This is a genomic window from Desulfosarcina alkanivorans, assembly GCF_009688945.1.
Lineage (GTDB): Bacteria > Desulfobacterota > Desulfobacteria > Desulfobacterales > Desulfosarcinaceae > Desulfosarcina > Desulfosarcina alkanivorans.
On the sequence record NZ_AP021874.1, the window covers coordinates 4,230,100 to 4,256,875 of the forward strand.

Here is a 26,776-nt window from a genome sequence, read left to right on the forward strand (position 1 = left end):
GATACAGGACACATGTCCTCTAAAAAGGACATACGAACATCATATTTTCGAAAGTGCTTTGGGAACAACACCCAACGGCTTAAACATTTTTGGCGTTGATCAAGAAAGTGGAAAAGAAGAATGTCATGAAAACAATGTCGATTGAAAATATTATGCGCAAGTCGTTTGAAACGCTTTCGCCGGAAGACGATCTGCAGAAAGCAGCCGAGCTCATGCGTTCAATCAAGCTGGACGTTCTTCCTGTAACCCGCAAGGAGGACGGTCGCCTGCTTGGGATTATGACCAAGGCCAATATTTATGACGCCGTGTCTGGTGGATTGCCTCCGAACACCCTGATTAAAGGCCTTTTTAGAAAAAAGGACATTATTACATTGCAAAAAGAAATGTCCTATGAAGACGCTTCGCAAACCGTTCGCAAAAGTCAAACCGGAACCGCCATCGTTCTCGATAGAAACGGCAAAGTAACCGGCATTTTCACCAAAGCAGGCTGGATCATGGCGATGTTTCATCAGGAGGAATTGCTCAACAGCCGGTTGCGTGCAATTCTCGACACCATGCATAACGGGTTGTTAGTCGTAGATTCCGACGGATTTGTCACCACCGTCAACGCGGCGGCCGAGAAGATGCTTTCCGTCAAGTTTTCCCGGATCAAGAGGAAGCCAGTGGATTCCCTGCTCAGAAATTTGCATCTTGGTGACGTGCTTACGAAAGGCAATGTATTTATCGGCATTAAGCAGACCGTTGACTGTTCAGCCCTGCTGTGTAACGTAACGCCGATTATCAGCGATTCCCAAATCAGCGGCGCAGTGATTGTTTTCCAAGACACAACGGATATTGATCAGATCTCCTCGAAGCTGGAGAGTGTAACCAAACTCTACAAGACGCTGGACTCGATCATGGAAATTGCCTACGACGGAATTGTCGTGGTGGACGCCAATGGAACGATTTCCATGGTTAATCGCGCGGCTGAAGATTTTTTCCGAATTCCTAGCAAGAAGATGATCGGGCGGCCGGTAGACAAGGTTATAGAAAATACGCGGCTTCATGTGGTTGCTCAAACTGGTGTGGCGGAAATCAACCAATTGCAATTTATCGGCGGAACTCCCTATGCCGTATCCAGCCTGCCGATCATGCGGGAGGGCCGTGTAATCGGTGCTGTCGGTAAAATTTTATTTCGACATCTTGAGGAGGTCCGCGATCTTGCGAGAAAGCTGGAAGATCTGGGTCATCAACGGGCGTTGTACCAAAACAAAATCCGCGACAATCAAGAAGGACGCTTCGGGTTCGATCGAATCGTTACTTCGGACCCAGAATTGAAGCGGATCAAAGAAGAAGCCGGCGTCGTCGCCAAGAGACCATCTAACATTCTCATCACCGGAGAAAGCGGCACAGGGAAAGAACTCATTGCCCAGGCGATTCATGAGACCGGCTTTTGCAGTAAAGGCCTGCTCGTAAAAGTCAATTGCGCCGCAATTCCGGACAACCTGCTGGAATCCGAATTTTTCGGTTATGTACCCGGCGCATTTACCGGAGCACAAAACAAGGGAAGAAAAGGTAAAATGGTTCTAGCCGACGGTGGCACCTTATTTCTGGATGAAATCGGAGATATGTCCCTGAGCCTGCAAAGCAAGCTATTGCGGGTTCTTCAGGAAAAAAGTTTCGAACCCCTGGGTTCCGATAAAACCACTCACGTAGACCCGCGCATCATAGCAGCCACTAACCATGATCTGGAACGATTGGTAAGCGAAGGACGATTTCGTTCCGATTTGTATTATCGGCTAAATGTGATCAACTTACACATCCCTCCGCTCAGGGATAGAGCCGGTGACGCCCAGCTGCTTTTTCACTTCTTTCTGGAAAAATACAACCGTATTTTCGGGACAAGCATCCGTAAGGTTTCAAAAAATGTCCGCGAGATACTTGATGCACACCATTGGCCGGGCAATATCCGCGAACTGGAAAACGTTGTGGAGCGCATTGCCAATCTGGCAAGGTCGGAAAAAGTCGATGTTGGAGACCTTCCGCCTTATCTTAAAGAGCAACCCGGAAAAAGGACTTCCAGGGATAGATCCACATCAGCCGACAAGCTATTGATCAAAAGCCGCGATCAACATGAAAGAGAAGTGATCCTCACCGCATTGGAACAGGCCGGCGGCAATAAGGCAAAAGCTGCAAGGATACTGGGTATTAGCAGATCATGGTTATATGCGAAAATGAACCGAGTAGGTTTGTAAAGCCGTGTTGAGGATTGCCCAGTAAGCAGTTCTTAAATAAGGATTATCCTCCCTGTTGATGTTCCCTGAAGCACTCTCCCACCAGAACGAGTACAACCTTTAATTTTTGTTCCCCTCTTGGCGGGGCATGCCGCGTTGAGGCGGAGCCTTCCGCTTGCTGCAGGGACATGCTTTCGGCACGCATAGCATCCCTTTCGATTCGTATGACTTGTCGAACCGGACACCTGTCCTCATTGCCGGACACCTGTCCTGTATGGCTTACTCTCTATGTCGCTGAAGAAAATTAAAATATGTGTAATATCAAAATGATAAAGATTGGCACGTCGCTTGCTGGGCTAAATTCAATAGTCGAAGGTTTGTTATTTCATAAATCAATAGCGGAGGTGGAGCTATGTTTCGGGGAATGCCACTTGTTTTTGGGTAGGAATGCTGATCATGTACGGTTGGGCCTTTATGCTCATTTTTCTTGAGATGCGTATTCCGGGGTTGCCGTTGGCAAACGTGGACGGTCTCTACCAGCCGCCTATCTTTACAATTGGATTCTGGGCCTATGGCTGGTCAACCTGTTCGCCGCTTTTCTGTTTTATCGTTTAGAAGAGAAAAGGGAAGAAAAACTTGCGGGAAAGGAGGTAACCTAATGGGATCCCACTGATCGTGATTGTTGCAGCGCCATTATACTTTGGTATCATTATCTTCATCTTGGGGTATCCGTTCTGATGGACGCTCGTGGGCTTGATCGGCGGAATGCCCATCGCAACATTGATTACCGCGGCGCCGATACGTAAATATGCGCCACCTCCTTTACGGACTACTATGCGGACCGTTACGCTACAAAATGGACTCGGCTGATCGCCGGCATTCCCACCACCATCTGGGGGATAGCGTATATCGTGTTGTCCATCATCGGCACCGCGCTGTTCCTGGTGGCCATCTTAAAGCTCAATTTCACGATTGCCATCGTGTTGTCAGCGCTGATCATTTATGTCTATATTTATTACGGTGGGATGGTGGCCACAACCTATTCCACCGCCTTTCAGGGGATCGCCATGACCGTGGCCTCTCTAATGGCCGCAGCCTACATAATTGCCCACTTCGGCGGGATCAACGTTTTGACGGAAGCAGTCTCCTCCGCCAACCCCGCTTCTTTTAACATGCCTTATACGTCCGCCAAAACGGCTCATGCGCTCATGGCTTCCTGGACCGGGGTGATCGGTTTCTTTTTTGTCTGGCACTTCGGTTTTTCGGTGATGCCTTATACCGTCGTGCGCTTTTTCACCACTCAGGATATCAAATCCGCGCGCCGAAGCGTTTTCTGGGCCGTAGCCATCGGCGGCCTGATGTACTGTGGCCTGATTATCATCGGTACGGGGGCCAGGGTATTGATTGAAGGAACGCACCCGCTCATGCAAACCAAGGGGAGCAATAACGCCATGGTGGTGCTGAAGGCGTTGCGGGAATCTTACGGCATCGGATCGATAACTGTCCTGGACTATTCCATGATCACAGCTGTTGAGTCGCAGCATAGCTCATTCTTGCTCGCCGTGGTCGCAGCCGGTGGAATCGCCATCGCCATGGCCACCGCCTCCGGATGGACCATGGTGCTCAACGTGATCTTGGGGCGGGACATCATGGGAAAAGTGTTCGGTAGCAAATGGGCTGAGGATAAACCCGCACAGGTGACGCGCCTGATGACGACTATCGTATTGCTGGTTTGCATGTTTGTGGCCTTTAAGCCCCCTGCGTTGATCATCGATATCTCCGGGTTCGCCTTCGTCCTTCTGCTGAGCGCCATCGGCCCTCCGCTCGTTCTGGGTATTTGGTGGGATCGGGCAACCACCGCCGCCGCCGCCATGGCCACCATAATCTCAATGTCCGTAAGTACCACTTTTTCCGGGCTATACGCGAAATATAGCCTGGGAAGTTATCATTACTTCTTTTTAAGTGGAACGGAAAAGATTGTGACCCCACACCAGGTGTACTGGGTGTGCATCAGTTTCATTCTGTTCATCGTTGTGAGCCTGCTAACTTCTCACAAAGAGGATGAGGTTGTTCAGGAATACGCCGTCGAACTGCGGCCTGAGCAATAACCTCTTCGAGAAAGAGAAAAAAATTCATGAAAGACCATTAAGGACTGCATCATTATAAACAGACCGAAAATATAGGAGGAAAACCAATGTATGACAACAAGGTTAGCTTTAGCCAACTATCTGCCGATTTCAACTGGGAAAAAGAGCTTTCGGTGTTCAGCAAGGATATTTCCAAAGGTTTCAACTATGCCTATGAAGCGTGCGATCGCTTTGCCGGTACGGACAAGGTGGCGATTAACTGGGAAGGCGTCAGCGGCGAAGCTCGAAGGATCACCCACCAGGAACTGAGCCAGCTTTCCGATCAGGTGGCCAACATGCTTTATGAGCAGGGTGTGCGCCGGGGCGATCGAGTCGCCACTTTGATGCCACGCGTTCCCGAGCTATATGCTTCGCTTTTAGGGATATGGAAAATTGGGGCTGTTTATGTGCCTTTGTTTACGGCATTCGGGCCTGAAGCCGTTGCCCACCGCATCGAACACAGCCAGACACGATTTTTGATTGCCCACAGCAATTTTCGGGATAATGTCGATGATAAAATAAAAGGGTTAGAACACATTTTTGTAGTTCAGCCGAAAAAAGAGACGCTGCGGCAGGGCGATATCGATTTTCATGAAGCCTTAAAGGGTACAACCGCAAAGGCGGAAAAGGCAACGGTTTTACCTGACGACCTGGCCATTATTTTGTTTACCTCAGGCTCAACCGGCATGCCCAAGGGGGCGATGTTGTCTTATAAATTTTTTATCTTCCACGTACCCTACCTACGATATGCCATCTGGCTGCGGCCGGAAGATTCTTTCTGGTGTGCTGCCGATCCCGCATGGGCCTACGGACTGCTGAATTCCTTTGCTCCGCTGACGATAGGAAACTCGATTCTCGTGCAAGAGGGCCTCTTCACTCCAGAACGTTGCTACCAATTAATGGAAAAACACAAGATCTCCAATCTTGCGTATGCGCCGACCGCATTTAGAGCCCTGGCAGCCGCCGGTAAAGAGCTACGCCAGCAGTACAACCTCAATATAAGGGTGCTTAGCAGCGCGGGAGAGCCCCTTAACGCCGATACGGTAAAATGGGCTATCAATAATCTCGGCGTTCCCATCAGTGACCATTACGGTTATACCGAATCGGGTATGGTTGTGTGCAATTACAACTGCTGCGATATGGAAATCAAGCCCGGTTCCATGGGATTTCCGGTGCCATGGCATCGTATAGCGCTTCTCGATTCTGAAGGAAACGAGTGTGATGGCAAAGAGCCGTCCAGGATGTCGGTGAACAAAAATGAATACGGAACCTATTTTAAGGGCTATTGGCAAGATGAGGAGAAGACCCAACTCGCTTTTGCGGGGGATTGGTTCGTGCCTGGCGACCTTGCTTGGCAGGATGAGGACGCGTATTTTTGGTTCGAAGGGCGCGATGATGACGTCATATCCAGCGCCGGGTTCAGAATTGGGCCCTTTGAGGTAGAAAGCTCTCTCATAGAACATGAGGCCGTTTTGGAAGCCGCTGTTGTGGGGCAGCCCGATCCGTCCAAGGGAGAAATTGTAAAGGCGTACGTTGTGTTGAAAAACGGCTATGAACCAACATCGGAGCTTAACGAAGAACTTAAGCTTTTTGTAAAAAAAATATTAAGTAAACACCAGTATCCCCGTGAAATTGAATTTGTTGCTGAGTTGCCCAAAACACCCAGCGGGAAAATCCAGCGCTTTAAGCTGCGTGCGCTGGCGACCTAAGATTATTGAGAAATACTCAATAGCGGAGCCTTCGTGTTTATTTGCTTTTGCAATGTTTCGATTCTGTTTCTTGTTGATGTTTGTAAAAGAGACATCCAACCGCAAATTTTTTTCGGTACTACAAACGGACCCATTGCGGTAGGACACGATTGACTTCCAACATAGCGAGACTTTATTATTATGCAGGGAACACTTAACGGCATCACGGTTCTGGACCTGTCCCGCCTGTTGCCTGGCCCGTATTGTTCCATGATTCTATCGGACCACGGTGCCAGGGTGATTTCAATCGAAGACCGACGTTACAAAAATGACGGACTTTACATAAAGCCGCTTTATCGCAACAAGCAACATATCACCTTGAGCCTGAAGACAGGAATGGGTAAAGAGATTTTCTTCAAATTGGCCGAAAAAGCTGATGTAATTATAGAAACCTTTAGGCCCGGTGTGGCCAGGCCAGAAAACTGGGAGTCGGCGACGATGCCGTGCGCCGACTCAATCCGGAAATTATCTACTGCTCCATTACCGGATACGGCCAGACCGGTGGCCAAAAGGATTTTGCCGGTCATGATGTGAACTTTTTCAGCTATTCCGGGGTATTGGACCTCATGGGCGAAGGGGATCGATGCCCGAGTATTCCCGGTGTTCAAATCGCTGATCTCGCCGCAGGAGGCATGAATGCGGCCATCGGTATTCTTCTGGCACTGTTATACGGCGCTAAAAGCGGCAGGGGCCAGTTTATTGATATATCCATGACAGATGGGATGGCATCCTTTTTACCGATTGCCCTCCACTTCTTTCAGGAAGACGGTGTTCTCCCCCAACGGGGAGCGTCGCTGCTCTCGCATAAGTATGCCTGCTAAAATACCTACGAGACGGCTGACAACAAATATATCTCCGTCGGTGCACTCGAAAGCAAATTTTGGAAAAAGCTCTGCAATTATTTGGGGTTTCCTGAATATGCTTGCGAACAGTTAAATGAAAGGATGAGACCTCAAATCATTGGGCGCTTTAGAGAGGTTTTCAAACAGAAAACTCAAGCCCAATGGAATGAGACGCTGAAGAAATTGGACGTGTGCTACAGTCCTGTACATGGATTGAAAGAAGTATTAAAGTATAGTTTTTTGCGTGAAAGGGAGATGATCGTGGATTTTTCTGATGGAGATGGAAAAAAGACTACGGCCTTCGGCGTTCCCGTCAAACTCAGCAAAACTCCAGGCGCTTTGCGTTTGCCACCCGTGGGCTTCGGCGAAAGTACAACGGATGTATTAAGGGAGCTTGGTTATAATGAAAACGAAATACACAAATTTCACAGCTCTGATGTGATTTGAATTCATTGACGGCTATAACCCCTGAGCAACATAGTCCGAAAGCTCGGGCAGCAGCCGCATGGGGCGGTTGTGAACCCATCTTAAACCAAGAAAGGGGGCGAAACGATCAGTAAAAGCAAAATCGGTGATCTTAAAATGAGAAAGAAGAAAACCGGTGCGTCTGTATTAAGCATTCATTTTTACTACTGGCAGTGTCTTCCTGGCTGCATATTCAACCAGACGCTTTGATTGAGTTGTTTTCCAATACTCGCCTGTTTTGGGTCTAATACACCCATTTTAGGTGATGAAATTTCGAGCTTACATATCGACTTTTTAAAATTACAATTTTTTCTGACCTGTATTTGAATTGAAAAACTGAAATGCGGATCAAGGACTATACTTGATAGTCTGTTATCGCAACATTTCAAAATCCCTCCGTACTGTATAGGAGTTATGTGCAAGTTTAACGCTAAGTTCTGCCTACCCAATATCTTTTGCGTCTCGTGATAGGAACGCCGGTCCTCCGGCACCCCCCACACTGCCCCGGACGTGCGGTTTTCCCGCATCCGGTTCTTTGGTTGGACTCGCTTCCGCGCGGATCTTTACAGTTACCCGTTATAATATCCAGTGGCTATTCCCCGCAGTGAGGTTGGCTCGTGTTATCCAGCCCTACATGTCCGGCACGAGTTTCCTTTGTGGGCTGCGTCCTTCCGTCAGGTCCTTTCCCGTGCAGGTGTCATTGACACTTGCGTGTGGCTGGCTTTCCCAACCGCCGAGTACTATGCCTGATAAGACACCCCATTGGCATATAGCCGCCTTGCGACGACCCACCTGAATTACCTCAGGAGCACAATGGGGCTTCCCGAGTTCTACGGCGCATCTCTTCTTACATGCCACGGCCTGATGACTCCGGTGGACCTCCACATCCTCGCCAAAGCGGATGCTTCTATGTTGCCTTCGGCGCCCGTTAAAATCCTCGGCGTCCTCGATTGCTTTTTCGAAGCTGTACCAGCAATTCAGAGAGCGCGGTCTCCCCTACGGCCTGCAAGATTCTCTGCCTACGTTTGGCCCATCTTGTTCGATGCCCCTTCTCATTGCTTATTCAGTGGGGTGAGACCTCCGCGAATGGCACCGGTAGATCCCGGGTCGCGGCTCGTTTCCAGCCGAGTTATCTCGACGTCCTGCACTTACAATAGTCAAAAAGCATCTCCGCCATGGACCCAAGGCTCGATACGGGTGGGTGGCTAACCCTTACAAAAAGCCATCACTGGCCTTCCTCCCGACAGGGACTTGCCCCCTGCAAGATGCGCCGAGCTTCGGTCGGCGCGATAACATATTAAATAAGTTGAAGATCAACCCTCAAAAACAGCTCGTTCATTTAGAAAAACACCCCCAAAAATAGCCGAAAAGTGTAGACACACGATGAATATCATTCAGTGTACCGGATGCCCGTGCGCCAAAGGTTCCCTGAATTTTGTGTGCTTACGTTATAAAAACCCAAGCCTATGACCTTGGGCAAATACCGAAAATCGCACAAAACTAATGTGATAGTTAAAGTGCCTGCAAAGCTAACGGGTTCCGTTTAATTCCGACACCGTCATGGTATCGTTGTAGATGCCAGCGGTCACCTGATAAGGCTGGTTGGGCACCTGCACCATAAAACTGATCTTCCTGGCCGGTTCGCTTTGTCCCAGTTTTTCCCACCAGTATTCCACCCAGACGCCGTTGGCATTGTCCTTTTCGGCGCACATCTCCACAACGAAAGGCCTACGCTTGGATTCGTCCCTGTGCTTGTCTTTGACCTTGGTGAGGTCAAGACCAATGTAGTTGTTGTTCGGATGGGCAATAACGCGCTTTTCGTCACAGTTGACCACCCACACATAGGTGTCCTTCAAGGAAAATTCGCCATCGGTGTTGAACGCCGTCAATCCCTCCTCACCTAGCTCTTCGAGCATGTTCGAAGCGTTGAGAACCAGATTGTAGACGTCCTCTGCAGTTGTTTCATCGGCGCCGACAATGCTTGCCTGCGCGAAGATGACCAAAACCAGGAAAAATCTTGTCATGGATTTCATCATTTTGAGGCTCCTTTATAATGTAGTGTATGGTTTCCGGCACGTAACATTGCGTGCCGCACTTATAACCTAAAGATCGGTGAATAGGGAAAAACGTAAGCGATGTGAGAGTTTTTGTACCTATCTTGGAACAAAGCCAATTATTCATGATTCAGTTCAATGAATTCTTCCGCTACACCTTAAACCTGCCGACCTTTGCATTGATCTCCTCAGCCAGGTTCAACAGGTCTTCGGAACTGGTTTTGACCTGGGAACTGCTATTTGTGATTTCATTGGAAAACTGATTGACTTCGGATATATCGCTGGTAATGGACGCGGTTGCTTCTGAACTCTGGGCAACGGTTGCATTGACTTCCTGAATGCCGGAGGAGGCCTGGGCGATGTTCCCGGCGATTTCCCGGGTGGTAACAGACTGCTCTTCCACGGCAGTGGCGATGGTACTGACGATTTCGTCCACATTGCCTATCACATCCGAAATCTCACTGATATCGGTCACCGTCTCCTGAGTGGAGCTTTGAACCTCTTCAATCTGCTTCTTAATTTCCTGAGTCGCCTCGGATGTCTGCTTGGCTAGTTCCTTGATTTCGTTGGCCACCACGGCAAAACCCTTGCCTGCTTCACCGGCCCGGGCTGCCTCGATGGTAGCGTTCAAGGCCAGCAAATTGGTCTGTTCGGATATTTCCGTTATCACTTCGGTTACTTTGCTGATCGCCTGGGCAGCGTTCCCCAGGGCATCCACCTTCTGTGACGTCCCCTGGGCCTTGGCCACAGCCTCACCGGTTATTTCACGGGCTTTTTCCGAATTCTGGGCGATTTCGCTAACACTGGCCGTCATCTGCTCGGTCGCCGTAGCCACCATGTTCAGGTTGGTGGCGGCCTGCTCCATGGCCGCGGCCACCGAATTAACATTGGCACTCATCTCTTCGGCGGCCACGGCCACCGTATTCGATTTTCCAGAGGCTTCATCTGCGTCCGAAGACATTTGCTGGGAAATGGCCGCCAGTTCGGATGATGATCGGGTCAAAGAAGCAGCATTGTCGACAATCTCCTTGATCATGATCTTTTGATTTTCCAGGAATGTGTTGAACCAGGTCGCCATATCCCCCATCTCATCACTGGTGGTCACTTCCAGCCGTTGCGTTAAGTCGCCTTCTCCCTGGGCAATGTCCTTCAAACGGTCTACGGCGTTGTTGAGCGGTCTGGTCGTTTTACGAACCAGAAAGAGAAGCAGTAAGACGGAAGCGACCACGACGACCAGGGAAACACTGAGGTTAAGGATGCCCAGACTTTTAACCGGACTCAGAAGGTCTGCATTGTCAGTCCCAGCTCCCACGGTCCAGCCGACCAAATCGTCCTTTTTAAAAGCCACGGTCTTAACGCTCCCATTCCACTCGTACTCTATGACCCCGGATCCCATGGCAACCATCTCCTTGCCAAAGGGGAGGTCGTTCATGTTTAGCTTCAGGATCACTTCCCTTTTTTTGGGATGGGAGATGACGAACCCACGCTGGTCGTATATGTAGGCATAGCCTCGCTCTCCGATTTTTACGGTGTCCACGAATTTATCGCTGAAAGAAGATATGTCGATGACGCCGATGAAAACACCGGCAACACTTTGATTTACCGTAATGGGGTTGGCAATGACAAAAATGGGGGTTCCGGTAGCCTTGCTCAGGACAATTTCCGAAATAACGTGCTGCCCCTGCATGGCCTCCTGGAAATAACCGCTATCCTTGAGGTTAATCTTGTCGATGCTGTTCCGGGCGGAACTTGCTATCACCATTCCGTCGCTTCCGATAACATTCAGGCTTTCATAGTATTTATATTCCTCAACCAGTTCGGCAAACCACTTGTTCGCCGACTTCCGGGCTGCCTTCCCCACAAAATTATCTCTGGTCGCCTTTTGCAGGATATCCTGTTTGCTCCAGTTTTTAATGTCCAGTTTGCGGTCATGAATCCAGGCAACCATCATTTCCGAGGTAGAGTTGGCAACGTTATGCACATTTTCGAGAATGGTGTTTTTCAGAGAATTACGGGATTTGACATAGGAGATCGCAGTAGACAAACCCATTCCCACCACGATCAGGGTAATCATCGGAACGAGAAACTTGTTTTTCAGATTCCATTTCATGGTTGATACGCTCCTTTCCGCTTATGCTTAGATTGGTGTAAGGGATATCGACCAAAGTGGGAAAAAGTTTAGTATAAACTTATATTCTGAGTTTGCCTCACCTGATTATTAACATTCAATTAAAGTTAAATTTTTAGTATTTAGGGCTTGCTGAATAATCAATAAACCCTCGATAAATTTACTTAAATTTGCTATATTCGGGTGCCGTAAGCGCATGGGAATTCATCAATTCTTCCCAAAAACCTTGCACCTTCCGACACTAAAATCATGTACAAACACAATTTGAAGCAGCTCGAATTCGTTTAGTTTTCCCTGCCGTTTCAAGGGCAATTGTCACGCGACAACAAATGGGTGAAATTAGCCGCGTTGATCCCCTGGGAGCAGTTCGAAGAACGCTATCAGAAGAACTTCTCAGAACGCGGCACGGGTCATCCGGCGCTATCGGTAAGATAGGCACTGGCGGCATTGATCATCAAGGAAGAACTGGGGGCCAGTGACAGGGCATGCGTTGAACAGATCACTGAAAACCCTTATCTCCAGTACCTTAACGATGTGGACCGTGGCCAACAACCTCCAACCAATCAAGGCCAGTTGCTACTGGATGCCACCTGTGCACCAGCAGATATCACCTATCCAACTGATCTCAAACTGCACAACAAAGCCCGTGAGAAGAGCGAGCAAATCATTGATGAACGTCACAAAGCCCGTGGGAAAGGGCATAAAAAGCCGCGCACCTATCGGCAACGGGCCCGAAAACAGTTTCTGTCGGTAGCCAAGGACAAGCGGGTGAGCCGTAAAAAGATGCGGCGTTGCCGTCGACAGCAGTTGGGCTATTTGCACCGCAATCTCAAATCCATTGATCGACTGGCCCAACACACCGGATTAAGCCTCCTTGGCCGGGGCCGATACAAGGATCTGCTGGTTATCACCGAGGTCCAGCGCCAGCAGCAGTGGATCTAAGACCACAACAGCCTGCGCATTGACAATCGCATCGTGAGCATCAGCCAACCGCATGTATGTCCCATCAAACGCGGCAAGGCCGGATCGGACAGAGAATTTGGGGCCAAGATCAGCATCAGCCTTGTCGATGGCATTAGCTTCGTAGACCGGATCAGTTGGGACAACTTCAACGAGGGGATCGATCTGATCGCTCAGACCAAAGGCTACCGGAAACGATTTGGCTGCTATCCTGAGTCGGTACACGCGGACAAGATCTATCGCAATCGGGAGAACCGACGGTATTGCAAAAATCACAAGATCCGCCTATCCGGTCCCAAGTTAGGGCGACCGCCGAAAGTGACTGAGGCCAATGCCCAGAAACTCAAAGCGGAGAGACAGCAGGCCCGACAAGATGAGATCGATCGCAATGCGGTTGAAGGCAAGTTCGGACAGGGCAAACGCCGCTACAGCCTCAATCGGATCATGACCAAACTTTCGCATACCAGTGAAACCGCGATCATGCTGAGCTTTCTGGTGATGAACCTGAAACGGTGGCTGGCCACCCTTCTTTTTTTCGTTTTTCACAGAGCGAGAATGCGAATGGTAAAACGAGATTTTTGCATCACACTGGGTTGTCAGGCATTCTGACCCCACATGGGGCGTGGTTAAAAGCGTTGTTCAGCAAATCCTAAATATAAAAGTGTAAAGGATTATAATGATGGGATAACTTTCCTTAATTGGATGGTTAAAGTAATCCCTGAAATAAAAAAAGCAGAAGGTGAAAAACTTTCCAACCCTCAATTAGAAGTTTTGGAAGAAATGACAAAGCAAACTGAAAAGTTCTTAGAATATTTAAATGATGGGGCAGAAAAATTGATTATATGGGCCTTGTTGGCCATGTCTCTGGATGTATTGACGGATTACATCTTCATTTGCATGTTCACCAACAGTCGATACAAAGAAACCGTCTGTCCAGAACTCGCCACCCCACAATTGTTCTTTCACTGATGGAACGGCTGAAAATATCTCCCGGGCGATAATGCTTTTGATCTTCGTCACTATTTTCGTAGCACTCTACGTTGGCACAGATTGGATTAGAAAATGGACGTGATCCCCTTCTGTACCAATTTCCAAAAACCGGATTTCAAACCGCTTGGAGATTTCTAAACAAACGTCCTTCAAGACCGCATCTACTTCATCTGTGATTTCCAAACGCCTGTATTTGGCTACACAGACAAAATGATACATCAATATCGATACGTTAGGACTTTTACGAATCAGGTCTCCCATGACCCCATTCGTAATTCAATTTTAACTACGCCGCAAGCGGCGGGGTATTAGACCCTGGCTGCACAATAAATTTCCCAACCATGAAAGTTTGATCCCCCTTTTGGGGTCGATAAATAATACTGTCCAAATGATTGGCAGCGGCCTGATCCAGAGCTACCAAAACAGCTTCTTAGATTTTAAAGCACCTCACCAGCCCGTTAAGCTGTTCGGCCATTTGAGAGAGTAAGGTGGCATTTTCATTGATAATGTGGCTGTTTTCGGCCATTTCTGACGCTTCCGAGCTTACCTCGCTGATGATTTGGGCAATATCCGTGGATACGACCGAACTTTGGGCAACGTTTTGATTAACCACTTGAATGCCTTGGGATGCCTCAGATACATTACTCGCGATTTCCTGGGTCGAGGTCGACTGTTCCACGGTGTCTTTGGCGATTTGGGCCACGATCTGGTTCACTTCGTAAATGACCTTCATAATCCCATTGATTTCGACCACAGTCTTATCCGTTGAGTTTTGTATCCCATCGATCTTGGCACGAATATCTCCTGTGGCCGTCGCGGTTTGAGTGGCCAGTTCTTTGATTTCATTGGCCACTACAGCAAATCCCTTGCCCGCCTCACCGGCACGGGCAGCTTCGATGGTGGCGTTCAACGCCAACAGGTTGGTTTGTTCGCTGATTTCGATGATTACTTCCGTGACTTTGGAGATATCCGCCGCCGCGCGTCCCAACTCGTTGACCTGCTCCACGGTAATTTTACCTCTCTCCACCGCCCGTTGGGTAATATACTGAGCCTTGTCCGACTTATTGGCGATCTCACCGATACGATCGCTCATACTGTCGGTGGCAGTGGTGACCATATTGACATTGGTTGAGGCCTGCTCGCTGGCCGCCGCCACGGAGACCATGTTGGCGCTCATCTCTTCCGTCGCGGCAGCTACATCTTTGGATTTGGAAGACATCTGTTCGATACCCAAGGACATTTGTTGCGCAATTCGGGAGAAATCGACACTGGAGGTGCTTAGCTTTTGAGCACTTCCACTGATTTGAGCCATCAGCTTGCCCATATTTTCAATGAACATGTTGAACCAGTGCGCCAGGTTACCGATCTCATCATTGCTCCGGATATCCAACCGAACTGTCAAATCCCCTTCCCCTTCTGCAATATCCTTTAAACTAGCAGCGACACGTTGGATCGGACCGACAATGACGCGCGTAGATAAAACAGCGGATACAATCCCCAACAGGACGGCCGCGATCACCGAAACGATAATGACGGTCATGGATAGCTGCTTGATTTTCTGCATCTGTTGCAGAGCGATGGTTTCAATGGCGTTGACACTGCTCCACAATCCCTCTTGAATGGACGCCATCCTTGATTGTTCAACCGTCTGCTGGCTAAACTCAATGTTATATTGACTCAGCTGTTCATTGAGGGTGTCGAAAGTAGCCAGCATCTGTTTACCGATCGGCGCCAGTGAATCGCTGCTGCTGACTTTCTCATTCCAGTCTAGTATCGCTTTGCGGGTCGCGGCGCGAGTTTGAAGGATCTCCTTCCAACGAGTGTTTGTATTGCGCTGAAAATACCCTTCAACATCAGACCGAAAAACACCATAGGTCAAGATTATATCGTCAACAAAAAGCTTGCCTTTTTCGTACAAGGCCTTCACTTTATCGAATCCCGCCATGATCTGCGGAACTGCATCTGTCTTGTTTTTTTCTGCTTCTGCAATACGGTCAAAGGCCGTCGAATAGGCTTCAAGCTGCAAAACGACCATTTTTACTTCTCTTTGGACCTCGTCCGGCAGATCGCTTCTTTCCTGGATGGTTGAAAGTGCCTCATGGCATTTTTCCAAGGTTTCCAATACATGCTGACGGGCCTCATCCTGTTTTTGGCGTCCTTCGTTGTAACCATACAGAATAAAACGACTTACATGCTCCCGGGCGTCGGCAAATAAGCTTCTTGTCGCGTTGACTTCCTGGTTCAGGGCTGTTTTGGCCAGCACATTGCCCAATGCCAGATATCCCGCAAGTCCCACCACTATGGTGCAAATCAATACGAATAGAAACGCAACACCAATTTTCATCCCCAAACTGAATTTTTTCATATCGCCATCCTTTTTCCTTCTCTGTCTTTTCGCTCGCACGTTTTGAACGGTATAAGCTGAGTTTATTGCTTCACTCAGTAACATTTAAGTAGTAGAGTAATTGAGGGGTATTGGAGTTTTTCTGACCAGCTAAAACCCTTTAACCTTCTGATATCCTATAGTATTTACGAATAGACATTAGCGATTAAAATCGCTTATGAATAATCTCAATGATATCAACAACAAAGGAGATTATTCATGCCCAGAAAAGCAAACAAGACCTCGACCCGTTGGATTCGTGAAACCCGGGAGGCCTTCAGAGAGTTTCTCGATGAAACCAACTTTCCCGATCCCGAACGGATGGGAGTCAGTATATTTATAGTTGTTGAACCGCCTCGGTCAACTCAGGCAGGAAATCGAGGATGTCGGCTTCGATACCCACGTCGGCCACTTGGAAGATGGGTGCCTTGACGTTCTTGTTGATGGCCACGATGAACGGCGAGCCCTTGATGCCGCCCATGTGCTGGAAGCTGCCGGAGATGCCGCAGGCCATGTAGACCTTGGGCTTGACCGTCTGGCCGGAGGTACCCACCTGACGGGACTTCTCAAGCCATTTGGCGTCGACGATGGGCCGTGAACAGGAGACCACGGCCCCCATGGCCTCGGCCAGTTCTTCGGCCACCTCGATGTTGTCTTCGTCCTCGATGCCGCGGCCCACGGAAACCAGTACGTCGGACTTGGTGATATCCACGTCGCCCACCTCGGCTTCCACCACTTCCAGGAAAGTGCGTTTGGCCGTCAGGTCCCCGGCATCACCGGACTTGTCTTCCACACTGCCGCCGGCGGACTTGCTCTCATCCGGGGCAAAGGCGCCGGGGCGCACGTTGACGACCGCCCCGGCCGAAATATCGGCGGTCACATGGGTGCTGACCATGCCGCTGTACTCCTGGCGAATCACCTTCAGGTCGGTCCCGTCCACGCCCTCGATGTCCACCACATCGGCAATGAAGGCCGAATCCAGCTTGATGGACAGGCCGGGGGCCAGGTCCATGCCGAACGTGTCATGGGGAACCAGCACGATGGCGTCGCCGGGAAGCACGTTGACCAGCAGTTTGCGGATGACTTCTGCATTGGGGTAGGCCAGGGCGTCCAGGTTAAACTTGAGCACCTTGGCATAAGAACCGGCCACGTCTTCGGCAACGGCGTCAACGTCGGCGCCCGACCCTGTAACGATGGCGGTCACGGCCGCGCCGGCATCGATTTTCCTGGCCGCAGCCACCATTTCAAGGGCCGAATCGTCGGCCACGCCACCTTTGTGTGTGATGTATGCATAGATATCAGCCATTATTTCAACCCTCCTTTGGCCTTCAAGAGTTCGATCAGCTTGGCAATGATCTCTTCGGTGCTGCCTTCCAGCATCTCGGCGCCGTCACCCATTTCAGGTACGAAGTAGTCAAGGCGCTTGACCTTGGCGCCGGCGGCGCCCACAGTGGCCGCGTCCACGCCCAGATCGGCGGCGCCGTGCTGTGGAATCTCCACCGAGGCCACCTTGCGGATGCCGCGGATACCCACGTAGCGCGGTTCGTTGATACCGGTCTGGATGGACAATACGCAGGGCAGCGCAATCTCGTTCATCTCCTGGTTGCCGCCTTCGATTTCACGGCCCACCTTGAGCTTGTCGCCATCCACATCGATTTTATTGACCAGTGACGCGTAAGGATAGTCCAGCATGGCCGCCAGCATGCCACCCACCTGGGCCGCCCCGTCATCAGCCTGAGCACCGGTTAGGATCAGGTCGTATTTCCCTTTTTCAACGGCTGCTTTGAGCAGGGTGGCCACGCCCTTGCCGTCGGATCCGTCGAAGGCGTCATCACTCAGCAAAAGGCCGTTGTCGGCGCCCATGGCCATCTCCCGGCGCAGCACCTCTTCGGACTCGTCGTCGCCCACGGTGACCACGGTCACGCTGCCGCCCACGTTGTCGCGGATCTGGATGGCCTCTTCCACGGCGTAGTTGTCCCACTCGTTGACCGAGTACACCAGGTCGTCGCGTTCGATGTCGCTGCCGTCGCCGTTGACCTCGATCTCGTTTTCAGCGGTATCGGGTACCCGCTTCACACAGACTAAGATTTCCATGGTTGACTCCTAATCGATATTATCTCAAAAAAAGTTTGGTGAAGTGACCTACAGTTTTACTGTAATGATTACTTGAAATGCCTATCTATCATTTCTATATCTTGGCTCTAAAGCATCGCCTTGTTCTTGCATCAATCTCCTCTCTTATCAATAAGTGCGACTAATTCCAAAGCGCGAGATAGCAAGGCTTTGCCTGATTTCATTCCGGCCTGATCTTCATTAATTCCTATACGAATTTTGGGATCAAAAACACCTTCTCCATGCCGGCTGCTAAGCGCAGAGGCTCCCAAAGGACTGATACAGGAGTGCGTCGTTGCCGGTATCATATCGAGTGTTATGAAGGCATATAAATGGGATAAATGCGTTGTCTCCAGTCCTCCGTGCCGATTCCAAGCCACACCGGCACTGATTCCAATTTTGTTTTTTAATTTACCGCCGGCAACGTTGCCGAAAATAAAAACCCGAAGACGATCAAGAAAGGTAGCCATCATTCCGCTGGTTCTCAAAAAATAGACCGGGCTTCCCAGAACGATGATATCCGCGGTCTCCAGCTTATCAAATAGGAGTTGAGCATCATCTTTCAAGGCGCAATATTTAGCTGCCTTTTGTTTAGAAAGACAGAAATTGCAATGAAGACAGTTTTTGATCGTCATCTCCGAAAGTTTTACAATATCGGTGTCGAGCCCTCTTTCCCCGGCATCCTTCAAAATCATTTCAAGAAATGTGTCCGTATTCCCTTTTTTTACCGGGCTTCCGGAAATTCCAACAATTTTATATGCCAATTCGTCCTCCTATGGAGATTAAGATATTTGCAAATGACAGCCGTCATTCGCTAAACGTGATGATTTACTACAGGCACAAAAAAAGAACTCATTAGAGCAGACATTTCGCCACAATTACCCGCTGTATCTGATTGCTGCCGTCAAAGATCTGAATCATTTTTGCATCACGCATCATCCTTTCCAGGGGATAATCCTTCATCACTCCGTATCCGCCAAGAATTTGCACGGCATCGGTGGTTACCCGCATGGCTACATCGGAAGCGAAACACTTGACGGAGGATCCCAGGCGGCTTCTCAGCCGGTCTCTTCCTGGTGCTGTCGAATCCATATACCTTGTCGTGCGGTATAGTAAGGCACGGGCTGCGTCGATCTGCATCGACATATCGGCAAGCATGAACCGTATGGACTGAAGCTTGCTGATGGGCTTGCCGAACTGAATTCTCTGCTGGGCATATTCCGCAGCCATTTTCATGGCGCCTCTGGAAAGCCCTACGGATATGGCGCCAGGACCGTAAGCCCTCATGTCGGCAGCGGCTGTCATCAGGATATCCCAGCCCTTCCCGGGACCGCCCACAAGGTTTTGTTTGGGCACCCTGGCATCTTTGAAGGTCAACTCCGCGAGATCCGATCCCCGCATTCCGAGTTTTTCTTCCCGCTTCCCCACTGTAAATCCAGGGGTGTCCTTTTCGATGATCAGTGCGGAGACGCCCTTATAACCTTTTTCAGTACCGATCCTTAGAAAAACAAGCACATGGTCCGCAATCGTCCCGTTGGTTACAAATATTTTGGTTCCGTTGACGATGTAATCATCCCCGTCCAATTCGGCGCTTGTCTGTATTTCCGCGGCCTCGGATCCATGATCGGGCTCGGTTAGAGAAAATGCGTTAATTTTGTCTCCCGTTGCCATTTGACCGAAAAACCGCTCTTTTTGCTCTTCATTCCCCCATTGCTTTAAAATATGAATAAACGCTTGGTTTACAAAGGTAATCATGGCCGTGGAGGCATCGACTTTCGCCATCTCTTCCACGGCCGCTGCAGTGGTCGTATAGTCGGCATCGATCCCGCCGTACTCTTGCGGCAAAGCCATGTTTAAAAGGTCGATTGTTGCAAGCAGTCTCACAATTTCCGAAGACGTATGCCCTGAGGCATCGGCATCCTTTGCCAAAGGAGCGATCTTTTCCGTCGCCAACTGCCGTATGGTCGCCTTGATCATCCGCTGTTCATCGGTAAATTGAATCATTCAAATTTCTTTTCCTCAATTTCTGTTACAATTCGATTTCTTATTATGGTTTAAAAACCGGCGGCCGTTTCTCTTTAAATGCCAGCATCCCTTCTTTCGCCTCTTCCGTACCCCAGAAAAAAGTCAGCATCTCGATTCCGATTTCCGCGCTTGAAGACAACATATCGTAATACACATTGTGTAATCTCTTACCCAGGGCGATGGCGGTGGGACTTTTTCCCAGAATTTCATTGGCCCAGATTTCCACCTCCTTGTCCAGTTGCTCTGGCGGGACGACTTTGTTGATCCATCCCATGGCTTCCGCCTCGCGGGCTGTGTAAAGTTTGCAGAGGTATGTGATTTCACGGGAACGCTTTTCACCGACGAGAATCTGCAAGGTCTGGGGCACCCCGAAAGCGGGCATCGAACCGACGCGGGGACCGGCCTGGCCGAACTTGGCTTTCTCCGAGGCAATCGTGAGGTCACAGGCGATATTGAGTTCATTCCCACCTCCCACGCAAACCCCATTAATGGAGGCAATCACCGGCTTTGAAATTCTCCTGACCGTATCGATCATCGCCTTGAAATCAAGAAGATATTCGCGGCGGTCGGCGGCGTCTCCTTCTGTGAGCGTCAACAATTCCTCAAGGTCTCCTCCAGCGCACCAGGCCTTCCCGGCACCTTTCAGGATGACTACCCCAACTAATTTATCTGACTCTGCCCTTCTTAAAGCCGAGGTCAAATCCCGGACCAACTGCAGGCTCAAGGCATTGAATTTATCCGGGCGATTCATGGTAAGTGTGCAAATCCTGTCTTTCACTTCATAATTGACGGTTGTTTCCATCGTTAACGATCCCTCCCGGTATGTATGAATTGGAAATGAAATCTGATTATTCAATCTGTTCATGCGGCTGAAACGACTACTTGGAATAGTCATAAACCCCTTTGCCCGTCTTCCGGCCCAAATGGCCGGCTTTAACCAGTTTTACCAGCAGTGGGCAGGGTCTGTATTTGTCTCCCAGTTCCCTGTGAAACGTCTCCATGCAGGCCAGGAGGATATCCAAGCCAAAGGCGTCGGCGGCTGATAGAGGCCCTAAAGGAAAGTTAAGGCCCATCTTACAGCTTTTATCGATCTCTTTAGCTGTGGCAAGATTGGTTTGGAGTGCAAAGAACGCCTCATTCACCAGAGGCAGATACAGGCGGTTGATCACGAATCCGGGAGAATCGGCAACGGTTACGGTTTCCTTTCCGCACTTTCCGAGAAAATCGATAACGGTTTGATGGGTCTGGTCCGATGTATCCGGACCGCGAACAATTTCAACCAGGGGGGTGAGAGCCGCCGGAATCAAAAAATGGGCGCCGATACACCTGTCGGGACGACGAGTTGCCGAGGCAATCTCCGCGATCCATAGGGTTGACGTATTCGTTGCCAGGATCGTGCCCGGCGGGCTGACCTGATCGAGGGTGGCAAACACCTTTCTCTTCACATCTATATCTTCAAAAACTGCTTCGACAACCAAATCGGCATCGGCAATGCCTTTGGTCATATCGGTTGTTGTCGTTATCCGGGCCAAAATCTCCTGCCCGGTATCATTGTCGATTTTTCCCTTTTTCTCCTGGCCGGCCAAAAAAGCACGAATTGCCTCCATGCCTTGATCCACTTTTTCGGCTGAGATATCCACCATGGTGGTGTCATAACCACCTTTGGCGCAGACAATTCCAATCTGGCTGCCCATGGTTCCCATGCCAATCACGGCTACTTGTTTAATCGACATGCTAATTTCCCTCCTTCTACGACTATAATGATGTCTTTAGTGCCACAATATAGTTAAAATAAGAAAAGTTTATACACTAACTATAATCATGCGAAACATCTTAGCGCCGCTGTACTTTTTCATCCTTTTGGCAAAACCCTATTCGATTTTAAACGAACGTGAATTATTGTTCCAACCGGACAAGAAAAGACTGCATCTGCTTCCATTCCGTTTTGGAAAAGCGGTCAAGAAACTTTTGGTTGGTGTTTTCGAATAGTTTCAAAACCGCCGTCTTTTTATCGTTGCCACGGGCACCTAAATAGATTCTAAGGGAACGGCGGTCGCTGGGGTCGGGTCTTCTTTCAATCCATGAATCTTTTTCTAAACGATCCAGAAGGCCGGTAATCGTTGGTCGGTCCTGAAAGGTTTTTTCGGCCAGTTCACTGGGGAGCAACCCCTCTTGCTCTATTATCGCAATAATCAAAAAAAATTGACCGTGAGTCAATCCATAGGTGGCAATTTCCTCACGATATGCCCTTGTCACTTTCCGGGCAGTCTTTCCCAACCTGAAGCAGATGCAATCTTTAAATGACATCGAACTCTCCTTCAGCCAATATTTGCATGCGCTATCAATTAGCACACTTATAGTTGATACGCAAACTATCGCCATATTGGAATAGAAGTTTTTCAGAAAAAACCGCATATAGGCAAACTACCCAAAGTCGCACATGGCTTTAAGTGCGCCCAGTCAAAGCAAGGACACCTTGATATTTCATGAATGTTATCCATTATGGTTAAACACATTTGTCCAAAAACAGATTTAAATGGAAGTAGTTCGATGAGCACTTGAAGAAAAACCTCCCAGTAAGGCATGGTTTAATCGCCAAAAGAAACCGTTAGCCAAACAAAGGAGGCAAAAAGATGGTACGCCATGCAAGCTTGTTCAGTCAACTGGTTGCTTTGTTTCATCGAGGTCACTTTTTCAATCTGGTTTTCCGCCATCAAGCCGAGCGGTACGCCAAAGGCTTCGGCAGTTGGGATCATTTTGTAGCCATGCTTTTCTGTCAACTCGCTCAAGCAAAGAGTCTACGTGAAATCTGTGGCGGATTGTCCTGTTGCCTTGGAAAACTTCGTCACCTGGGGGTGAAAAAAGCCCCCAACAAATCCACGCTGTCCTATGCCAATGCCCATCGTCCCTGGCAGATGTATCGCGATCTGTTTTATCAGACGCTTTCCGTGTGCAAGATATCTGGTCCGGGCAAACACCGGTTCCGGTTCAAAAACAAGCTGCTGTCGCTGGACAGTTCGACTATCTCACTGTGTCTTTCACTTTTTCCCTGGGCCAAGTTCCGCCGGACCAAAGGAACCGTCAAGCTTCACCTGCTATTGGATCATGACGGGTATCTGCCGACCTATGCCTATGTTTCCAACGGCAAAAAGCATGATGTCACCATCGCCCGTAAAATCGCTCTGGCACCGTATTCAATCGTTGCCATGGATCGGGGTCACAACGATATCCGCCATTTACAAAGATCGATGGCAAATAGAGTCGTTCTTCAAGGCACTCAAACAGCACCTGAAGGTGAAAACCCTGGCCGGAACCAGCAAGAACGCGCTGTATATCCAGATTAGGACAGCATTGATCGCCATGCCGCCAATCAAGTACCTGAAGTTTAAGTCCCGATTCAATTGGTCGTTGTCAAATCTGGTGGCTTTTCTCAGATGGAATCTTCTTACTTACAGGGAGTTATGGAAGTGGATTGATAGACCCTTTGATGTCCTCCCCGTAAAGGCTGAGCCTGTCCAATATCTGCTTCCGTTTAAGGGAGTTGGACAGCACCAATTGAAAACGGCAACCTGTTCCTGAAATTTGGGTCCTTGGTAACTTAAACGAGTGAAATATCAAAGAGTGATTTCGGAAATCTGATTATCGTGGCCAGCTTTGATGGTTATAATCGAAAATAATTCAGTATTAATCGGGTTGGTGAAACAGGTTATGAAAAAATTAGAAATTGGGGTTTAATGTTAGTCCCCCGTCAACTGGTATATTAGCCCCCGTTATATAGTTGGCGTCGTCAGAAGCCAAAAAAGCGACCATTTTTGCTATCTCTCCAGGCTGCCCAATTCTACCTAACGGTATACCGGCCCTCCAATCCTCTACCATTTTCTTAGGCATATTATGAATTCGCTCAGTCCCAATCACACCTGGGGAAATGCAATTGACATTGATGCCATGAGGACCAACCTCTTTTGCAATAGCTTTTGTAAGCCCAACGATACCCGATTTAGCCGCTGAATATTCAGCAGCTTTTTGCATTCCAATTATGCCGGCAATTGATGCAAAATTGATAATTTTACCTGTTTGGCGATTGATCATATGGTTAATTACTGATCGGATGCAATTCATCGTACCAAACAAATTTACGTTAAAAATCTCTTGCCAACGTTCTTGGGTGGAATCGGAAAAAATGCTGTGGGCTGTATTAAGGAATACACCTGCTGAACCACCGGCGATATTAACCAAAACGTCAACGCGACCGTACGCATCTATGGTGAAACGAAATAGTTTTTGAGTTTCGTCAAATTCGTTGACATTGAGCCCAATACTTTTCGCTTCGTAGCCAAGTTGGTTGAGACGATCTTCCAACGCAACAGCGGCCTCGATGTTAATGTCTGCAATGACAATTTTCGCACCTTCAGAAGCGAGTTGTTCGCATGTACACATGCCAATGCCGCCAGAACCTCCTGTTATAATAACAACCTTATCTCTCAATTTCATTTGTCACCTATCAACTTTCATCACAGCAACATGTTAGGTCAACAGACATCTTCCTTTTTAAGTATTATCAAGGCGTCTCCGGCAACTACCCCCTCTCCTTTCGAAAGGACGAACATTGGATTAATGTCAAGTTCGACTAAATCTGGGCCAAGGTTGGCACCAATTTCCGAAACCTTCACGATGACATCAAGAAGCGCATCAACGTCTCGTTCTGGTTCGCCCCGAAAACCGGAAAGCAGTCGCGAGGTCTTCAACGTAGTAACCATTTCCCTCGCTTCCTCCCGATTCACCGGTGCCATACGCAAGGAAACGTCTTTGAGCAGCTCTACGAACACACCACCCATACCTACCATTACCATGGGGCCGAACTTGTCGCTCCACTTGAGACCGACAATCATTTCCAGGGCATCCTCAACCATCCTTTCCACCAGCAGGCCTCGGATGTTGGCTTGTGGGCAGTGTTCTTTTGCGTTGTTCATCAGTTGATCGAAAGCATTTCTGAGCGCTTTTTCATCTTTAATTCCTACCTGCACGACACCGGCGTCGCTCTTGTGCAAGATATCGGCCGAGTCGACCTTGGCGACTACGGAAAACCCGGCCTGATTGGCGATCTGAACCGCCTGGTCGACAGTTTCTGCCAAGCCTCCATCAGGTATCGGAACACCGCATTTGGCGATCAACTTCTTGGACACCGATTCGGAAAGGGAAATCGTACCGTCACCACCAGAGCCGTAATCGGCCAACTTGTATAGGGTCGCCTTTACCGATTCAGCATCTTCCGCTTCGCTATCCCTTCTATCATATTCGCTATGGGCAGCGTCTCTCCCTTCGTAAAGCTTTCCCAAGGCATTGACCGCCCTGACCCCATCAAAGAGCAGCGGGATTTCCTTTTCTCTGAGGATGTTGACCGCCTCATCCGGGGCGGCCATCCAAGAAACGATCACCGGCTTTTTGGCGGCATTCCCATTTGAATCAAGAATCCGAACGATGTCGTGAGAAAGTTTTTCACCGTTTTTACGGTTGCCTCCGAGGAACAAAATGACCGAATCGATATCCTTGTCGTTTAAAACAATATCGAGGCTCTTACCTAACATACCAGGCGACGCCACCAGTTCTGCGGTGAGATCCACGGGATTTTTAGCCGAACCGAACCGGGGAATTACCTTTTGTAGTTCCTCTTGAGTCTCCTGGCATAGTACAGGAACTTCCAACCCGAGGTCTTCGCAACGGTCAGCGCAGAGAATTCCGCCACCTCCGGAAATGCTCATAATGGCCACCCGGTTTCCGGTGGGTTTTGGTGAACAACTGAGGACCATGCCTAGATCCAGCAGTTCTTCGATATGCCCGGCCCGGATGATACCGGCTTTCTTCAAGGCAGCATCGTACTCGGCATCCGATCCGGACAGGGCGCCGGTATGGGAGAGCGCAGCCCGTCGCCCCGATGTTGAACGCCCAACCTTTAGACAGACCAGTGGTTTTCCGGTATCTCTGGAAATTCGCCCGGCAGCCATCATGGCTGCCGAGTCCCGAGTTTCTTCCAGGTAAAGCATCACCCCTTTGACTGAATTTTGTGCAAGCAGGTGCTGGGCCACCACAAAACTATCCAGAGAGACTTCGTTGCCGGTAGTCACCCAATGGGAGAAACCGATACCGGACTCCCGAGCCGTACCCAATATATAAGCTGCTATCGCACCGCTTTGGCTGACCAGGGCTGTCGGTCCGGGCAATATCTTGTCTTCGTCTAGCGCGCTGGAAAAAGAAAGCGGTACTGATTCTGAGATATTAATCAGGCCGAGACAATTTGGGCCCAGGATCGGCATACCGCTTTCTTCGGAAAGCCTGGCTATCCGATTTTGGACGGCCTTACCATCCGCACCTAGTTCAGCAAAACCAGAACTAAAAATAATGGCTGTTTTGGTATTGGCCCGAATGCAGTCTTTAACCGCACCTTCGATCAGTCCTACAGGTACAATGAGAAGGGCAACATCCACAGGTTCGGGAATTTGGACAATTGACGGATAGCAAGTCAATCCATTGATCTCGCCATATTTTGGATTGACCGGATAAATCGCACCTTGAAAATTGTTTTTAAGCAAGAATTTCAACGGGCGGCCGCTAAGCCGGTTCAAATCCCCGGAACAACCGATGATAGCTACCGATCCAGGATTGAACAACGCTTCCAGTCGCTTTGAAACCTGCGGTTCGTTGCCAGACAAGCTACGCATTATAAACTCCCGGT

General features: G+C 49.2%; 16 protein-coding genes and 5 pseudogenes. 8 read left to right on the top strand and 13 right to left on the bottom strand.

Annotated elements, in window-relative coordinates; genetic code table 11:
* Positions 1–125 precede the first annotated feature (125 nt).
* From DSCA_RS18515 to DSCA_RS18530, 5 genes and pseudogenes are all read left to right on the top strand, one after another.
* Positions 126–2,234, top strand: a complete 2,109-nt coding sequence (locus DSCA_RS18515) for a sigma-54-dependent Fis family transcriptional regulator (protein WP_155317831.1) — start codon at positions 126–128, stop codon at positions 2,232–2,234.
* Positions 2,235–3,091: 857 nt separating this feature from the next.
* Positions 3,092–4,321 (top strand): sodium:solute symporter family protein, encoded by a 1,230-nt coding sequence (locus DSCA_RS18520; protein ID WP_231716541.1) that lies wholly within the window; start codon positions 3,092–3,094, stop codon positions 4,319–4,321.
* Between the two features lie 86 nt (positions 4,322–4,407).
* Complete coding sequence (locus DSCA_RS18525; protein ID WP_155317833.1) at positions 4,408–6,048, top strand: acyl-CoA synthetase; 1,641 nt, start codon at positions 4,408–4,410, stop codon at positions 6,046–6,048.
* Between the two features lie 249 nt (positions 6,049–6,297).
* A complete protein-coding gene (locus DSCA_RS32975) occupies positions 6,298–6,621 on the top strand; it encodes a CoA transferase (protein WP_269434680.1) in 324 nt (107 codons plus the stop codon).
* Positions 6,531–7,376, top strand: a pseudogene (locus tag DSCA_RS18530) (CaiB/BaiF CoA transferase family protein). Before DSCA_RS32975 ends, DSCA_RS18530 begins: the two are co-directional and overlap by 91 nt.
* Positions 7,377–8,923: 1,547 nt before the next feature.
* On the opposite strand, the gene DSCA_RS18535 reads toward DSCA_RS18530, so the two are convergent.
* Together DSCA_RS18535 and DSCA_RS18540 are read right to left on the bottom strand one after the other, a co-directional pair.
* On the bottom strand, positions 8,924–9,430 hold the full coding sequence (locus DSCA_RS18535; protein WP_155317834.1) for a cache domain-containing protein: 507 nt from the start codon (positions 9,428–9,430) through the stop codon (positions 8,924–8,926).
* Positions 9,431–9,599: 169 nt separating this feature from the next.
* On the bottom strand, positions 9,600–11,558 hold the full coding sequence (locus DSCA_RS18540) for a methyl-accepting chemotaxis protein (RefSeq protein WP_155317835.1): 1,959 nt from the start codon (positions 11,556–11,558) through the stop codon (positions 9,600–9,602).
* Between the two features lie 312 nt (positions 11,559–11,870).
* Here DSCA_RS18540 and DSCA_RS18545 point away from each other — a divergent pair.
* Positions 11,871–13,145: pseudogene (locus tag DSCA_RS18545) on the top strand (transposase).
* 204 nt (positions 13,146–13,349) lie between these two features.
* Here DSCA_RS18545 and tnpA read toward each other — a convergent pair.
* The 9 genes and pseudogenes from tnpA to DSCA_RS18590 form a co-directional block, all read right to left on the bottom strand.
* Positions 13,350–13,787 (bottom strand): annotated as a pseudogene (gene tnpA / locus DSCA_RS18550) (IS200/IS605 family transposase).
* 169 nt (positions 13,788–13,956) lie between these two features.
* Positions 13,957–15,891 carry a methyl-accepting chemotaxis protein gene (locus tag DSCA_RS18555; protein ID WP_167527856.1) on the bottom strand — a complete coding sequence of 645 codons (1,935 nt, stop codon included), beginning with the start codon at positions 15,889–15,891 and terminating at the stop codon, positions 13,957–13,959.
* Positions 15,892–16,246: 355 nt separating this feature from the next.
* Positions 16,247–17,215: an electron transfer flavoprotein subunit alpha/FixB family protein gene (locus DSCA_RS18560; RefSeq protein WP_155317837.1), complete on the bottom strand. Its 969-nt coding sequence runs from the start codon at positions 17,213–17,215 to the stop codon at positions 16,247–16,249.
* Entirely contained in the window at positions 17,215–18,003 is a 789-nt protein-coding gene (locus tag DSCA_RS18565; RefSeq protein ID WP_155317838.1) for an electron transfer flavoprotein subunit beta/FixA family protein, read from the bottom strand. Before DSCA_RS18565 ends, DSCA_RS18560 begins: the two co-directional genes overlap by 1 nt.
* Positions 18,004–18,134: 131 nt before the next feature.
* The gene (locus DSCA_RS18570; RefSeq protein ID WP_155317839.1) at positions 18,135–18,785 is read right to left on the bottom strand and encodes a flavodoxin family protein; all 651 of its coding nucleotides are present in this window, start codon (positions 18,783–18,785) and stop codon (positions 18,135–18,137) included.
* A 91-nt stretch (positions 18,786–18,876) separates the two neighbouring features.
* A complete protein-coding gene (locus DSCA_RS18575; protein WP_155317840.1) occupies positions 18,877–20,025 on the bottom strand; it encodes an acyl-CoA dehydrogenase family protein in 1,149 nt (382 codons plus the stop codon).
* 43 nt (positions 20,026–20,068) lie between these two features.
* Positions 20,069–20,848, bottom strand: coding sequence for an enoyl-CoA hydratase/isomerase family protein (locus DSCA_RS18580; RefSeq protein WP_167527857.1), 780 nt, complete (start codon positions 20,846–20,848; stop codon positions 20,069–20,071).
* A gap of 76 nt (positions 20,849–20,924) precedes the next feature.
* Positions 20,925–21,779, bottom strand: a complete 855-nt coding sequence (locus tag DSCA_RS18585; protein ID WP_155317842.1) for a 3-hydroxyacyl-CoA dehydrogenase family protein — start codon at positions 21,777–21,779, stop codon at positions 20,925–20,927.
* A 163-nt stretch (positions 21,780–21,942) separates the two neighbouring features.
* Complete coding sequence (locus tag DSCA_RS18590; RefSeq protein ID WP_155317843.1) at positions 21,943–22,353, bottom strand: MarR family winged helix-turn-helix transcriptional regulator; 411 nt, start codon at positions 22,351–22,353, stop codon at positions 21,943–21,945.
* 326 nt (positions 22,354–22,679) lie between these two features.
* Here DSCA_RS18590 and DSCA_RS33295 point away from each other — a divergent pair.
* Positions 22,680–22,847 (top strand): annotated as a pseudogene (locus tag DSCA_RS33295) (DUF4372 domain-containing protein); the annotation flags it as partial.
* Between the two features lie 421 nt (positions 22,848–23,268).
* Positions 23,269–23,389: pseudogene (locus DSCA_RS33300) on the top strand (transposase); the annotation flags it as partial.
* A gap of 374 nt (positions 23,390–23,763) precedes the next feature.
* Here the strand turns inward: DSCA_RS33300 and DSCA_RS18600 are convergent.
* Both DSCA_RS18600 and DSCA_RS18605 read right to left on the bottom strand, forming a co-directional pair.
* Positions 23,764–24,537, bottom strand: a complete 774-nt coding sequence (locus DSCA_RS18600) for an SDR family NAD(P)-dependent oxidoreductase (RefSeq protein WP_155317845.1) — start codon at positions 24,535–24,537, stop codon at positions 23,764–23,766.
* Between the two features lie 38 nt (positions 24,538–24,575).
* Complete coding sequence (locus DSCA_RS18605) at positions 24,576–26,762, bottom strand: acetate--CoA ligase family protein (RefSeq protein WP_155317846.1); 2,187 nt, start codon at positions 26,760–26,762, stop codon at positions 24,576–24,578.
* Positions 26,763–26,776: the final 14 nt, after the last annotated feature.